This is a genomic window from Pseudomonas sp. GW821-FHT02B10 (assembly GCF_059421865.1).
Genome location: NZ_JBWKVU010000013.1, coordinates 1 through 13,903, shown reverse-complemented (window position 1 = coordinate 13,903; position 13,903 = coordinate 1). Strand labels below are relative to the sequence as shown.

Annotated in this window: 11 protein-coding genes; 5 read left to right on the top strand and 6 right to left on the bottom strand. The window is 65.1% G+C overall.

The genetic code is table 11. The features are described from left to right. Positions 1 to 97 precede the first annotated feature (97 nt). Positions 98 to 1,765, top strand: a complete 1,668-nt coding sequence (locus AC07VU_RS24045) for an MFS transporter (RefSeq protein ID WP_274306434.1) — start codon at positions 98 to 100, stop codon at positions 1,763 to 1,765. Then, positions 1,762 to 2,907: an HlyD family secretion protein gene (locus AC07VU_RS24040; RefSeq protein ID WP_277588470.1), complete on the top strand. Its 1,146-nt coding sequence runs from the start codon at positions 1,762 to 1,764 to the stop codon at positions 2,905 to 2,907. The genes AC07VU_RS24045 and AC07VU_RS24040 overlap by 4 nt, the downstream gene beginning before the upstream one ends. Before the next feature lie 154 nt (positions 2,908 to 3,061). Here the strand turns inward: AC07VU_RS24040 and copD are convergent, their stop codons facing one another. From copD to AC07VU_RS24025, 3 genes are all read right to left on the bottom strand, one after another. After that, positions 3,062 to 3,922, bottom strand: coding sequence for a copper homeostasis membrane protein CopD (gene copD / locus AC07VU_RS24035; RefSeq protein WP_274306436.1), 861 nt, complete (start codon positions 3,920 to 3,922; stop codon positions 3,062 to 3,064). Between the two features lie 3 nt (positions 3,923 to 3,925). After that, a complete protein-coding gene (gene copC / locus AC07VU_RS24030; protein ID WP_274306437.1) occupies positions 3,926 to 4,288 on the bottom strand; it encodes a copper homeostasis periplasmic binding protein CopC in 363 nt (120 codons plus the stop codon). 93 nt (positions 4,289 to 4,381) lie between these two features. After that, positions 4,382 to 4,822, bottom strand: a complete 441-nt coding sequence (locus AC07VU_RS24025) for an acetyltransferase (RefSeq protein WP_274306438.1) — start codon at positions 4,820 to 4,822, stop codon at positions 4,382 to 4,384. A 239-nt stretch (positions 4,823 to 5,061) separates the two neighbouring features. Here AC07VU_RS24025 and AC07VU_RS24020 point away from each other — a divergent pair, with 239 nt between their 5' ends. Continuing rightward, complete coding sequence (locus tag AC07VU_RS24020; protein ID WP_007922198.1) at positions 5,062 to 5,682, top strand: TetR/AcrR family transcriptional regulator; 621 nt, start codon at positions 5,062 to 5,064, stop codon at positions 5,680 to 5,682. Between the two features lie 275 nt (positions 5,683 to 5,957). Here the strand turns inward: AC07VU_RS24020 and preA are convergent, their stop codons facing one another. The 3 genes from preA to hydA all read right to left on the bottom strand — a co-directional run bounded on the left by preA (position 5,958) and on the right by hydA (position 10,263). Continuing rightward, positions 5,958 to 7,232, bottom strand: a complete 1,275-nt coding sequence (gene preA / locus AC07VU_RS24015; RefSeq protein WP_123411252.1) for an NAD-dependent dihydropyrimidine dehydrogenase subunit PreA — start codon at positions 7,230 to 7,232, stop codon at positions 5,958 to 5,960. After that, positions 7,233 to 8,600 carry an NAD(P)-dependent oxidoreductase gene (locus AC07VU_RS24010; protein WP_274306439.1) on the bottom strand — a complete coding sequence of 456 codons (1,368 nt, stop codon included), beginning with the start codon at positions 8,598 to 8,600 and terminating at the stop codon, positions 7,233 to 7,235. It lies immediately after the preceding gene. Positions 8,601 to 8,826: 226 nt separating this feature from the next. Continuing rightward, positions 8,827 to 10,263 (bottom strand): dihydropyrimidinase, encoded by a 1,437-nt coding sequence (gene hydA, locus AC07VU_RS24005; protein ID WP_053260687.1) that lies wholly within the window; start codon positions 10,261 to 10,263, stop codon positions 8,827 to 8,829. A 623-nt stretch (positions 10,264 to 10,886) separates the two neighbouring features. Between hydA and AC07VU_RS24000 the strand changes: the two genes are divergently transcribed. Both AC07VU_RS24000 and AC07VU_RS23995 read left to right on the top strand, forming a co-directional pair. Further along, positions 10,887 to 12,374: an NCS1 family nucleobase:cation symporter-1 gene (locus AC07VU_RS24000; protein WP_274306441.1), complete on the top strand. Its 1,488-nt coding sequence runs from the start codon at positions 10,887 to 10,889 to the stop codon at positions 12,372 to 12,374. A 171-nt stretch (positions 12,375 to 12,545) separates the two neighbouring features. Continuing rightward, entirely contained in the window at positions 12,546 to 13,829 is a 1,284-nt protein-coding gene (locus tag AC07VU_RS23995; protein ID WP_495030605.1) for a Zn-dependent hydrolase, read from the top strand. The last annotated feature ends 74 nt before the right edge of the window (positions 13,830 to 13,903 follow it).

Here is a 13,903-nt window from a genome sequence, read left to right as displayed (position 1 = left end):
CAGGTTCCGGCAAACTGCCGGGCAACCCGGAACAACTCTGGATCGTCCGCCACTTGGGCGGACATGGGACAAGCTCACGCAATGGCAAGGTCAATGAATGGATAGTTACGCCCCGCGCAACTGGCAACCCCACGAAAAGCCCAGCTTGCCCGGTTCCCCCTCGACGCCGCTGCACCCCACCCACAAGCGCCTGGCCTATGCCCTGGTCGGTTTGCTGGTGGCGATCACCGGCGGCCTCGGCAACTCGCTGGTGATCGCCAACCTGCCGTATCTGCAAGGCGCCCTGGGCGCGACCACCGCGGAAATGGCCTGGCTGCCGGCCGCCTACGTGATGACCAACGTGTCGATGAACCTGCTGCTGGTGAAGTTTCGCCAGCAGTTCGGCCTGCGCGCCTTTACCGAGGTGTTCCTGGTGCTCTATGCGCTGGTGACCTTCGGCCACCTGTTCGTCAACGACCTGAGTTCGGCCATCGCCGTGCGCGCGGCCCACGGCATGGTCGGCGCGGCCCTGAGTTCCCTGGGCCTGTACTACATGGTCCAGGCGTTCCCGGCCAAGTGGCGGATGAAAGCCCTGGTGCTTGGGCTGGGCGCCTCGCAACTGGCCTTGCCCCTGGCCCGGCTGTTTTCCGAAGACCTGCTGCAGATCGCCGAATGGCGCGGCCTGTATCTGTTCGAACTGGGCCTGGCGCTGGCGTCCCTGGGCTGCGTGTTCCTGCTCAAGCTGCCGCCCGGCGACCGTTTCCGTACCTTCGAAAAGCTCGACTTCCTGACCTTTGCCATCCTCGCCAGCGGCGTCGCGCTGCTCTGCGCCGTGCTGTCCCTGGGGCGCATCGATTGGTGGCTGGAGGCGCCGTGGATCGGCTACGCCTCGGCCGGCTCCATCGTGCTGATCCTCGCCGGCCTGGCCATCGAACATAACCGCAGCAACCCGATGCTGATGACCCGCTGGCTGGGCAGCGGGGCGGCGATCCGCCTGGCCTTGGCGGTGATCCTGATCCGCATGGTGCTGTCCGAGCAGTCCACCGGCGCCGTGGGTTTTCTCCAGGCGCTGAACATGAGCAGCCAGCAGATGCGCCTGCTGTACGGGGTGATGCTGCTGGGCAGCATCGCGGGCCTGGCCACCAGCGCCATGACCATCAACCCGGCGCACCTGCTGATGCCGCTGATCATCTCCCTGGCGCTGATGGCCGTGGGCTCGGTGATGGACAGCTTCTCCAGTAACCTCACGCGCCCGGCCAACATGTATGTCAGCCAGTTCCTGCTGGCCTTCGGCGGCACTTTCTTTCTTGGCCCGACCATGGTCCTGGGCACGCGCAACGTGCTGACCAACCCGCGCAACCTGGTGAGCTTCTCGGTGCTGTTCGGCATCTGCCAGAACCTCGGCGGGCTGATCGGCTCGGCGCTGCTGGGGACCTTCCAGATCGTCCGCGAGAAATACCATTCCAGCCATATCGTCGAGCAACTGGTGCTGATGGACCCGCGGGTGCTGGGCCGGGTGCAGAGCGGCGGGGCGGCCGTCGGCCGGGTCATCGCCGACCCGCAGGCGCGCGAGCTGCAAGGCATCCGCAGCCTGGCCAGCGCCGCCACCCGCGAAGCCAACGTACTGGCCTACAACGATGTGTTCATGCTGATCGCGGTGATTGCCGTGCTGACCATGATCTGGATCTTCATTCGCAGCCTGTGGCTGATGAGCACGACCAAGGCGGTCGCGCCAGCGTCCCCAGCCCCGACTCCCGTCCAACCCAGCGGTGCCATTTCTTCATGACCGAACCGACCATCACCACCACCAACGCCATTGCCTCGACGCCGGAAGGCAGCGCGCCGCCCTCGATGCCGATCACCGAGCCGCGTTCGCTGCGGGTGCGGATCATCTCGTCCCTGGGGTTCGCCGCGATCGCCATCACCGGGGTATTGATCGTGCTCTATGCCTGGCAGCTGCCGCCGTTCAGCAGCCCCATCGAAAGCACCGAGAACGCCCTGGTGCGCGGCCAGGTGACGATCATCGGGCCGCAGCTCAGCGGTTATGTGTTCGAGGTGCCGGTGCAGGACTTCCAGTTCGTCAAGGCCGGCGACCTGCTGGTGCGCCTCGACGACCGTATCTACAAGCAGCGCCTGGAGCAGTCCCTGGCCCAGCTGGCGGCGCAGAAGGCGGCGCTGGCCAATGTGGTGCAGCAACGTAACAGCGCCGAAGCCACCATCAAGCTGCGCCAGGCGGCGCTGGCCGACAGCCAGGCCCAGGCGCGCAAGAGCGCCGCCGACCTGCGCCGTAACCAGGAACTGATCGCCGACGGTTCGGTGTCCCAGCGGGACCTGGACGTGACCCGCGCCGCCAACGCCCAGACCCTCGCCGCGGTGGCCCAGGCCCAGGCGCAGCTGGACATCGCCCGCCAGGACCTGCAGACGGTGATCGTCAATCGCGGCTCGCTGGAGGCCGCGGTGGCCAATGCCGAGGCGGCGGTGCAGCTGGCGCGGATCGACCTGTCCAACACCCGGGTCACCGCGCCGCGCGATGGCCAGCTGGGGCAGATCGGCGTGCGCCTGGGGGCCTACGTCAATTCCGGTGCGCAGCTGATGGCGCTGGTGCCGAACCAGCTCTGGGTGATCGCCAACATGAAGGAGACCCAGATGGACAACATCCGCGTCGGCCAGCCCGCAAGCTTCACCGTCGATGCGCTCAACCACCGCAAATTCCACGGCCATGTGCAGCGCATTTCGCCGGCCACCGGTTCGGAGTTCGCCTTGTTGCAGGCCGACAACGCCACCGGCAACTTCGTCAAGATCGCCCAGCGGATACCGGTGCGCATCACCGTCGACCCCGACCAGGCAGAAAGCGAGCGCCTGCGTCCGGGGATGTCGGTGGTGGTGAGTATCGATACGGCGGCGGAGGGCGACGCCCAGGTCGAATGACCCGACGCTTGTGTAGCCGCTGCCGAGCCCTGGCGAGGCTGCGATCGTCTGCGAAGCAGACGCCAAACCAGGCACCGCGCACAGTCAGTTACACCACGCCGCCAGGTCTACGGGGCTACGCCCCGATCGCAGCCTGCGGCAGCGGCTACAGGGCCTAAGCGGTGAGAGGCGGCAGGGTGCCGAGCAGCGACACGGCCGTCACCGCGGCGATGCCCAGCAGCCATTCCAGCAGCACGCTACGGCGCAGGGTACCCAGGCGTTGCTGGCAGTCCTCGATCCGCAGGCGGTTGAACAGGGCCAGGGCGAACATGCCGCACACCAGCAGCACCTTGATCAGCAGGATCAGGGCAAAGCCGGACAGCAGCGGCGTCGGCCACAGCTGGCCGGTCAGCACTCGTACATTGATCAGACCCGTGACCAGCAACCCACCTACCAGCCCGTAACCCACGCCGCTGAAACGCCGCAGCAGCGGGCCCAGCGGCAGGCCGTCCGGCTGGCGCAGAACCATCAGCAGCACCAGCAAACCGCCGAGCCACAGGCTGACGCAGCCCAGGTGGACGATCTGGTTGAGGATCAGCAACTGGCCGCTGAGGCCGTCGAGCATGGCGCCGTGGCCCACGGGGGCGAGGGTGGCCAGCAGCAGGGCGGCGAGGATCAGCCGTAGTGCCAGCCGCTCACCCAGGCGGGTCAGCAGCAGAACCAGCAGCGCGCCATTGAGCAGCAGATGCCAGCTCCATACCTGGCCGAAAAAAGTCTTGCCCAGCACCAGTCGCAAGGTCGCCGGGTCCAGGGCCGCGGCGCCGCTGCCAGCCATGCTGGCGGTGATCAGCAGCAACCAGCAGATGCCGGTGGCCAGGGCCGTCCAGGCCAGCCAGCGGCCGAGTCGGGTCAGGCGGCGATCCAAGGCGGCAACGGGCTCGCGCCCCAACAGCAGGGGCCTGAACACCCAGGCCCCGAACAGCAGCAGGACGGCCGCGAAATGCACAAAGCGGCAGAGCACCAACAGGGTCGACATCGGTTACTGGTCGACCTTGAAGCTGTAGCTGCCTTCGCTTGTGTGGGTATCCACCGACACCGCGTGCCACTTGACCTTGTAGGCGCCCGCCGCCAGCGGCGCCGCCGGGGTCACGACCAGGGTCTTCTTGTCCGCGCCTTCGGTGGCCAGGGCCTTGACGGCGACCGCCGCGCCATCCTTGCTCAGGCTGACTTTAGTGAAGGCCGCCTCGACGCCTTCGGAGAACACCAGGCGCAACTCGCTTGGCGCGCTCACCGTGCTGTCGGCGGCCGGGACCTGGCTTTGCAGGTGGGCGTGGGCGAAGGCCGAGGAGGCGGTGACGAGAGAGGCCAGCAGGGCGCTGGTGGTCAGCAGTTTTTTCAGCATGGGAAATACCTGTTCAATGAGTGTCGGGTAGTCGCTGCGCCGATGAGTATAAGGACCGCGGCCGGGTCGCTGGATGAAACATCGGCGCGCTGTTCAAGCGCTTTTCAGGCGCATATGGATGATCGGGAACGGCCGTCCCTGGCCGTCGGTTGCCGAACGGCCGATGTCTTCGAAACCGTAGTGCCGATAAAAACCATGGGCCTGGGGGTTCTGTTCGTTGACGTCGACGCTGAGCCGCGGATGCCGGCTGCGTACATGGTCGAGCAGTTGCCGGCCGACGCCCTGGCCACGGCGGGCCGGTTCGATAAACAGCATTTCCACCTTGTCGCCGGCGGTGGCGATAAAGCCGGCCGGGGTGCCGTCGGGATCCTCCAGCAACCAGGCTTCGAGGGCTGGAAGGTAGGTGTCGCGCACCAGGGGGTAGAGCAGCTGGATGTCGTCTTCGGCGATAAAGTCGTGGGTGGCCCGTACCGAGCGTTCCCACAGGGCGGCGAGCCGCGGATCGTCCGCGGCCCGGCGTTTGCGAATGTTCATGGATAAGCTCCATAGCGGCGTTGCAGGATGGCCGAAACGCTCTGGGTTCGGCGGCGAAAGTCCTGCCTGCATGTCCGTGTCGCGAATCAACGCCTGGACGGAACACTTCAGGTGCCCGGGAATAAGGCGGGAGGGATCCTAACCAATCGGTTTTGCCGGGGAAAGCCGGGCGCAGGAAGTTTCGTTTTTGTACGAAGGCCGATGGTAGTCTTGCAGCAGACTGTTTTCAGGGAGCCCTTATGGGCAATCACAAGATCGAGATCCGTCGCAGCAACGTCGAAAAAATCCTCCTGGCGGCGGAAAAGGTGTTCGCCGAAAAAGGCTTCAGCGGCACGGCCATGGCCGATATCGCCGCCGAGGTGCAATTGCCGCGCTCCAACCTGCATTACTACTTCAGCACCAAGAGCGAGCTGTACAGCGCGGTGCTGCTGGAGTTGCTGGAGCTGTGGAAGCAGGATGCGCTGTGCTTCGAGATGTTCGACGACCCGCGGGTGGTGCTCAGCAGTTATATCCGCGCCAAGATGAACCATTCGCGCAGCCGGCCCTATGGCTCGAAAGTCTGGGCCAACGAAATCATCCACGGCGCGCCGACCCTGGGCGAGGCGCTGGACGCCAGCCTGTACGACTGGGCGAAGATGAAGGAAGCGAAGATCCGCCAGTGGGTCGAAGACCAGCGCATCCTGCCGGTGGAACCGTCGAGCCTGCTGTACATGATCTGGGCCTCGACCCAGCACTACGCTGACTTCGACCACCAGATCATGATCATCAACGAACACCAGCCGCTGTCGGACATGCAGTTCGAAAAGGCCGTGCAGACGGTGACCAGCGTGATCCTGCGCGGGATCGGGCTGGAGCCCTGATACGGCAGCCCCTCTGAGCGCCGGCGTGTAGCCGCTGCCGAGCGCAGCGAGGCTGCGAACGGTCGCGAAGCGGCCGCAACCCGGATAACGCGCAAGACCTGACACGCCGCGGATTCAGGTTTTGCGGCAACTGCGTTGCCGATCGCAGCCTCGCGGGCTCGGCAGCGGCTACGGGGTAGGCGTTCATCGCGGGCAAGCCTCGCTCCTACAGGACCAGGCCAACCCTGTAGGAGCGAGGCTTGCCCGCGAAAGCGTCGGTGCGCTCTGCGCCGGCCCTAAACCGCCTCGCGATACGGATTGCGCGGATCGTGCTGCCAGTCGAGGAACGGTTTGCCGGTGTCCTGGGGCACCATCTCGATGCAGTCCTGCACCGGGCAAGTGATCTGGCACAGGTTGCAGCCCACACATTCGGCGTCGATCACTTCGTACTTATGCGTGCCGTCGGCCTGCTTGAGGCTGGCGATGGCCTGGTGCGAGGTGTCTTCGCAGGCGATATGGCAGCGGCCGCAGCCGATGCAGGCGTCCTGGTCGATCTTGGCGATCACCTGGTAGTTGATATCCAGGTACTTCCAGTCGGTGGTGTTGCCCACCGCGCGCCCGGAGAAGTCCTGCAGGCTGTGATACCCCTGGCTGTCCATCCACCGCGACAGGCCGTCCTTCATCTCTTCGACGATGCGAAAGCCATGCAGCATCGCCGCCGTGCACACCTGTACCGCGCCGCAGCCCAGGGCGACGAATTCCGCGGCGTCGCGCCAGGTGCCGATGCCGCCGATACCGCAGATCGGCAGGCCCTGGGTCTGCGGGTCACGGGCGATCTCGGCGACCATGTTCAGGGCAATCGGCTTGACCGCCGAACCGCAGTAGCCGCCGTGGGTGCTCTGGCTGCCGACCATCGGGTTGGCGACCATGCGCTCAAGATCGACGCTGGTGATCGAGTTGATGGTGTTGATCAGCGACACCGCGTCGGCGCCGCCGCGATGGGCCGCGCGGGCGGCCATGCGGATATCGGTGATGTTCGGCGTCAGCTTGACGATCACCGGCAGCGAGCAATAGGTCTTGCACCAGCGGGTGACCTGTTCCACGTACTCCGGCACCTGGCCGACCGCCGCGCCCATGCCGCGCTCCGGCATGCCGTGGGGGCAGCCGAAGTTCAGTTCGATGCCGTCGGCGCCGGTGGCTTCCACCAGCGGCAGGATGTTTTTCCACGACTCTTCGACGCAGGGCACCATCAGCGACACGATCAGCGCGCGGTCCGGCCAGTCCTTCTTGACCTGGGTGATTTCCCTGAGGTTGATCTCCAGGGAGCGGTCGGTGATCAGTTCGATATTGTTGATGCCCAGCACTTCGCGGTTGGCGCCGAAGTGCGCCGAGTAGCGTGACGACACGTTGACCGCCGCCGGGTCCTCGCCCAGGGTTTTCCAGACCACGCCGCCCCAGCCGGCCTCGAAGGCGCGGACCACGTTGTAGGCCTTGTCGGTCGGCGGCGCGGAGGCCAGCCAGAACGGGTTGGGGGCTTTGATACCGGCGAACACAATCGACAGATCGGCCATTTACGCAGCCTCCACGTTGAGCATGAGTTGGGCATGCATGGCTTCGGCGGCCCGCTTGCCGTGTTGCACCGCCTGGACGGTGAGGTCCTGGCCGAGGCTGACGCAGTCGCCGCCGGCATACACCCCGGGAATGCTGGTGCGCAGCTGTTCGTCGACTTCGATGCGTTCGCCGGCGCGCTTGAGCTCGCGGGCCAACGGGTCGCTCAGCGCGGCGCCGTCGAACGCCTGGCCGATGGCCTTGAAGATCGCATCGGCGGCTAGCTCGAAAGTCTCCCCGGTGGTTTGCAGGCGGCCCTCCACCAACCGGGTGCGGGCGAAGCGCATGCCGCGCACCTGGCCCTGGGCGTCGAGCAGCACCTCTTCGGGCGCGGCCCAGGTCAGCAGGCGCACCTGATTGGCCTTGGCGATGTCCTGTTCATGGCGAGTCGCGCCCATGTCCTCGATGCCGCGGCGGTACACCAGGTTGACATCGTGGGCGCCAAGGCGGGCCATCTGCACCGCCATGTCGATCGCGGTGTTGCCGGCGCCGAGGACGATGCAGCGCTCGGCCAGGGGCAGTTGCGTGAGGTCGTCGGCCTGGCGCAGTTCGCGGATGTAGTCGGTGGCGGCCAGCAGGCCGGGGGCGTCCTCATGGGGCAGGCCCAGCTGTTTGCTGGCGGCCAGGCCGAGGCCGAGGAACACCGCGTCGAATTGCTGGTGCAGCTCGGTGAGGCTCAGGTTGTCGCCGAGTCTGTGCCCGTGGCGGATCTCGATGCCGCCGATCTGCAGCAGGAAGTCCAGCTCCTTCTGGGCGAAGTCGTCCACCAGCTTGTACTTGGCGATCCCGTATTCGTTGAGGCCGCCGGCTTTTTCCCGGGCCTCGAAAATCACCACCTCATGGCCGTGCATGGCGCAGCGGTGGGCGCACGACAGCCCCGCCGGCCCGGCGCCGACCACGGCGATGCGCTTGCCGCTGGCGGCCTCGCGCTGGAACGGGTGCTGGCTGAAGTGCGCGTTGTCCACCGCGTAACGCTGCAGCAGGCCGATCAAGACTGGCGCGCATTCCTGGGCGTTGTTACGCACACAGGCCTGCTGGCACAGGATCTCCGTCGGACACACCCGGGCGCAGCTGCCGCCGAGGATATTGGCCGAGAGAATCTTCTGTGCCGCGCCCTGGACGTTGTCGGTGTGGATATGGCGGATGAACGAGGGAATGTCGATCTCGCTGGGGCAGGCGTTGACGCACGGCGCGTCGTAGCAATACAGGCAGCGCGAGGCTTCCAGGTGCGCCTGACGGTCGTTGAGCGGCGGCGCCAGGTCGCTGAAGTGGCCGGCGAGGGTGGCGCCATCCTCCTGGGGATGGGGCAAGTGGTTCAGGGTCTTGATCACGGTTCAGGCCTCACGGTTTTTTGTCGATTGCCTCTGACGGGCATTGTTCTTCACCAGCGGGACGGCCCCCGCTGGATTCGCTGCAACGCTTCCTGTAGCCGCTGCCGAGCGCAGCGAGGCTGCGATCGACTGCGCAGCAGGCGCAAGATCTTGAGATCGCTGAAGGCCTTCGGCCTTATCGCAGCCTGCGGCAGCGGCTACAGGTATCCGGTTTTATATGCTTGGCTCAGCGTTTGACGGCGGTCGGCTTGTGCGCCTCGGCGCGTTTGCTCAGCAGGTCGAACACCGCCGGGTAGGCCGGGCGCTCGATGTAGCGGCCGGCACCGCGTTCGGCGCGCAGGTCGCCGTCGGCCCAGACCAGCTTGCCCTGGCTGATGGTGTGGCTGGGCACGCCGCGCACGGTCTTGCCTTCGAAGATGTTGAAGTCCACCTGCTGGTGGTGGGTCGCAGCGGAGATGGTGCGGCTGCCTTGTGGGTCCCAGAGCACCAGGTCGGCATCGGCGCCGACGCGGATCGCGCCCTTGCGTGGGTAGAGGTTGAAGATCTTCGCCGCGTTGGTAGAGGTCAGGGCGACGAAGTCCTGCATCGACAGGCGCCCGCTGTTCACCCCTTCGTCCCAGAGCACGGCCATGCGGTCTTCGATGCCGGCGGTGCCGTTGGGGATCTTGCTGAAATCGTCGCGGCCGGCGGCTTTCTGCTCGGCGCAGAAGCAGCAGTGGTCGGTGGCGGTGGTGTGCAGGTTGCCCGATTGCAGGCCGTGCCACAGCGCGTCCTGATGGCCGCGAGGGCGGAAGGGCGGGCTCATCACGTAGCCGGCGGCGGTCTGCCAGTCCGGGTGGCGGTACACGCTGTCGTCCAGCAGCAGGTGCCCGGCCAGCACTTCGCCGTACACCGGCTGGCCCTTGCCACGGGCGTAGGTGATTTCGTCCAGCGCCTCCTGGGTCGAGACATGCACCAGGTACAGCGGCGTGCCCAGGGTTTCGGCGATGCGGATCGCCCGGCTGGCGGCTTCGCCTTCGACCTGGGAAGGGCGCGACAGCGGGTGCGCTTCCGGCCCGGTGATGCCCTGGGCCAGCAGCTTGCGTTGCAGGTGATAGACCAGCTCGCCGTTCTCCGCGTGCACCGTCGGCACCGCGCCGAGTTCCAGGCAGCGCTCGAAGCTCGCCACCAGGGTGTCGTCGGCGGCCATGATCGCGTTCTTGTAGGCCATGAAATGCTTGAAGCTGTTGACCCCGTGCTGGTTCACCAGCTCGGCCATTTCCTCGCGCACCTGCTCGCTCCACCAGGTGATGGCCACGTGAAAGCCGTAGTCCGATGCCGACTTCTCGGCCCAGCCGCGCCACTGATGAAAGGCTTCCAGCAGGGACTGCTGCGGGTTGGGAATCACGAAGTCGATGATCGAGGTGGTGCCGCCCGCCAGGCCCGCCGCGGTGCCGCTAAAGAAGTCTTCGCTGGCCACGGTGCCCATGAAGGGCAGTTGCATATGGGTGTGGGGATCGATGCCGCCGGGCATCAGGTATTGGCCACTGCCGTCGAGCACTTCGCAGCCTGCGGGGTCCAGATTCTGGCCGATGGCCTTGATCACGCCGTCGGCGCACAACACATCGGCTTTATAACTTTCATCATGGGTAATAACGGTGGCGCCACGGATCAACAGAGACATTCCGAGTTCCTCGCAGGCATGACCGGCTTATGCCGGTTCTAGTGTTTTTGTAATACGCAGGCTGCGGAATGTTTATTCCTGTCAGCGGTGTCAGGAATAAAAACTAGCTGGTGTTCAATCAATCGGCAAGATTATTTTTTATAAGCATATATCGATATTAAGTTATTGAAATATAAGGTTTTAATTTGTAAATCCGCAAAATGGTGCAGCCTTTCACCATTTTGACGCACTTGACAGGATCGAAATATGAGCAAAATTTCCTATGTGAAATCAGCCGCTTGAAGGAGGCCTGTGGCCCATACAAAAGTTTGAAAAAAGTTTGCGTGCACCAGATTGAGTCCTGACCCGATGGACAACTTGCCCGGCATTCGGCCTGAGTGAACCGGCAAGTTATCCAGGGCAGGAAGTTGTTCAGAATAAAACTGAAGAAACATCAGTTGTTTACATGGATTTTACCGACTGTGGAGCACCGTCGACGGGCAAGCCGGCACGCTTATTGAGTGCCGCCGTCGACAGGATGGCCGGTCGGTAAAAGTCGTCAGTTCTCCGGCCATCGCCGGGCTGGCAGCACGTCTGCCAGCCCATGTGATGAGCAAAAATAATCAGAAAAAAGTGGAGCGGCCATGCAACAGAACAGATCCCAAGTGACCGAGCGTGCCGGCCTGTACGAGCTGGACGCCGGCAGCGACGTGCTCGACAGCCCCCGTTACAACCACGATATCGCGCCGACCAAGGTCCATGAGCGCACCTGGAACAAATGGCACATCACCGCGTTGTGGGTCGGCATGTCGATCTGCGTGCCGACCTACACCCTGGGCGGTGTGCTCACCGCCTATTTCGGGCTGACGGTGGGCGAGGCGCTGCTGGCGATCCTGCTGGCCAATATCGTGGTGCTGGTCCCCCTGACCCTCAACGCTTTTGCCGGCACCAAGTACGGCATTCCGTTCCCGGTGCTGCTGCGTTCGTCCTTCGGCGTCATCGGCTCCAACGTGCCGTGCCTGATCCGCGCCCTGGTGGCCTGCGGCTGGTTCGGCATCCAGACCATGTTCGGCGGCCTGGCGATCCACCTGTTCCTCGGCTCGATCTTCGAGGGCTGGAAGGCCCTGGGCGGCACCGGCGAGGTAATCGGCTTCATGCTCTTCTGGACCCTCAACCTGTGGGTGGTGCTGCGCGGCGCCGAGTCGATCAAGTGGCTGGAAACCCTGTCGGCGCCGCTGCTGGTGGCGGTGGGTGTCGGGCTGCTGGTGTGGGCCTTGCCCAATGTGTCCCTGAGCGAGTTGCTGGCGATTCCGCCCAAGCGTCCGGAAGGCGCCAGCGTATACAGCTACTTCTTCGCCGGGCTCACGGCGATGGTCGGGTTCTGGGCCACCCTGTCGCTGAATATCCCGGACTTCAGCCGCTACGCGAAAAGCCAGAAGGACCAGATCCTCGGGCAGATATTCGGCCTGCCGCTGACCATGTTCCTGTTCGCCGCGCTCGGGGTGGTGATGACCGCCGCCTCGGTGAAACTGGTGGGCGTCACCGTCTCCGACCCGGTGAGCCTGATCGGCCATATCCAGAGCCCCGGCTGGGTGGCCCTGGCCATGGCGTTGATCATCATCGCCACGCTCTCGACCAACACCGCGGCGAACATCGTCTCGCCGACCAACGACTTCCAGAACATCGCGCCCAAGCTGATCGGCCGCACCAAGGCGGTGATCCTCACCGGGCTCGTCGGCCTGGCGCTGATGGCCCATGAGCTGCTGAAAAAACTCGGCCTGCTGGTCTCGGACGTCAGCCTGGAGACCGTGTATTCCAACTGGCTGCTGGGTTACTCCAGCCTGCTGGGGCCCATCGCCGGGATCATGGTGGTGGACTATTTCATCATCAAGAAACAGCGCCTGGACCTGGCCGGGCTGTACCGCGATGACGTTTACCCGGCGTGGAACGGGTACGGCTTTATCGCCTTTGGCGTGCCGGTGGCGCTGACCTTGCTGTCCCTGGGCAGCGATGTATTCAGCTGGTTCTACAGCTACGGCTGGTTCACCGGCTCGGCGCTGGGCGGGATCATTTACTACGGACTGTGCAGCATGGGCCGCCCGCAGAGCGTGAGCGTCAAGACGCCGGTATGACCTTTGAATGGCGTTATGGCGGCCGGCCAATCGCGAGCAAGCTCGCTCCTACAGGGACCGTGTGGCTTTTTGTAGGAGCGAGCTTGCTCGCGAAAAAGTCCATCGCCCATCGCCAGATTCCAGACGAGCGCCCCTCGTCAACGACAACCAGAAAAGCCTGAGGAGATCACCATGAACGCTGCCGTCGACGTTCTGCAATCCAGCTACCGGCACATCAACCGCGACCGCCTGTGGCAGTCGCTCATGGAGCTGGCGCGGCTCGGGGCCACGGTCAAGGGCGGGGTCTGTCGCCTGGCCCTGACCGACCTCGACCGCCAGGCCCGCGATCTGTTCGTGCAGTGGTGCGAGGCGGCCGGCTGTACGGTCACGGTGGATGGCATCGGCAATATCTTCGCCCGCCGCCCCGGGCGTAACCCGCAGCTGCCGCCGGTGATGACCGGCAGCCATATCGACACCCAGCCCACCGGCGGCAAGTTCGATGGCTGCTTCGGCGTGCTGGCCGGGCTCGAAGTGCTGCGCACCCTCAACGACCTCGGGGTGGAAACCGAGGCGCCACTGGAAGTGGTGGTGTGGACCAACGAAGAAGGCTCGCGCTTCCCGCCGTGCATGATGGGCTCCGGGGTGTTCGCCGAGAAATTCACCCTCGAGGAAACCCTGGCCAAGACCGATGCCGAAGGCGTGAGCGTCGGCGATGCGCTGAACGCCATCGGCTATGCCGGCAGCCGCCAGGTCAGCGGGCACGCGGTGGGGGCCTACTTCGAGGCCCATATCGAGCAGGGGCCGATCCTCGAGGACGAAAAGAAAACCATCGGCGTCGTACTCGGCGCCCTCGGCCAGAAATGGTTCGACCTGAAGTTGCGCGGCGTCGAAGCCCACGCCGGCCCGACCCCGATGCACCTGCGCAAGGACGCCCTGGTTGGCGCGGCGGCGGTGGTGGCCGCGGTCAACCGCGCCGCCCTTGGCCATCAACCCCATGCCTGCGGCACCGTGGGTTGCCTGCAGGCCTATCCCGGTTCGCGCAACGTGATCCCCGGTGAGGTGCGCATGACCCTGGACTTCCGGCACCTGGAGCCGGCGCGCCTGGACTCGATGATCGCCGAGGTGCGCCAGGTGATCGACAGCACCTGCGAAGAACATGGCCTGACCTTCGACCTGCAGCCGACCGCGGACTTTCCACCGCTGTATTTCGACAAGATCTGTGTCGACGCGGTGCGCGATGCGGCGCAGGGGCTGGGCCTGAGTCATATGGACATCGTCAGCGGCGCCGGGCACGACGCGATCTTTGTCGCCGAGCTGGGCCCGGCGGGGATGATCTTCGTGCCTTGCGAAGGCGGCATCAGCCACAACGAAATCGAAAACGCCGACCCCGACGACCTCGCCGCCGGCTGCGCGGTGTTGTTGCGGGCGATGCTGGCGGCGTCCCAGGCCGTCGCCAAAGGACAGCGGGTGGCCTGAGGACATGCGCCTGTAGCCGCTGCCGAGCCCGCGAGGCTGCGATAAGGCCGAAGGCCTTCAGCGGTCTTGAGATC

Bases quoted from the DNA above. Each gene is read 5' to 3' on its own strand.
- hydA (WP_053260687.1), bottom strand. From the start codon at position 10,263: ATGTCTCTGTTGATCCGTGGCGCCACCGTTATTACCCATGATGAAAGT.
- preA (WP_123411252.1), bottom strand. From the start codon at position 7,232: ATGGCCGATCTGTCGATTGTGTTCGCCGGTATCAAAGCCCCCAACCCG.
- copC (WP_274306437.1), bottom strand. From the start codon at position 4,288: ATGCTGAAAAAACTGCTGACCACCAGCGCCCTGCTGGCCTCTCTCGTC.
- AC07VU_RS24025 (WP_274306438.1), bottom strand. From the start codon at position 4,822: ATGAACATTCGCAAACGCCGGGCCGCGGACGATCCGCGGCTCGCCGCC.
- AC07VU_RS24045 (WP_274306434.1), top strand. From the start codon at position 98: ATGGATAGTTACGCCCCGCGCAACTGGCAACCCCACGAAAAGCCCAGC.
- copD (WP_274306436.1), bottom strand. From the start codon at position 3,922: ATGTCGACCCTGTTGGTGCTCTGCCGCTTTGTGCATTTCGCGGCCGTC.
- AC07VU_RS24000 (WP_274306441.1), top strand. From the start codon at position 10,887: ATGCAACAGAACAGATCCCAAGTGACCGAGCGTGCCGGCCTGTACGAG.
- AC07VU_RS24040 (WP_277588470.1), top strand. From the start codon at position 1,762: ATGACCGAACCGACCATCACCACCACCAACGCCATTGCCTCGACGCCG.
- AC07VU_RS24020 (WP_007922198.1), top strand. From the start codon at position 5,062: ATGGGCAATCACAAGATCGAGATCCGTCGCAGCAACGTCGAAAAAATC.
- AC07VU_RS23995 (WP_495030605.1), top strand. From the start codon at position 12,546: ATGAACGCTGCCGTCGACGTTCTGCAATCCAGCTACCGGCACATCAAC.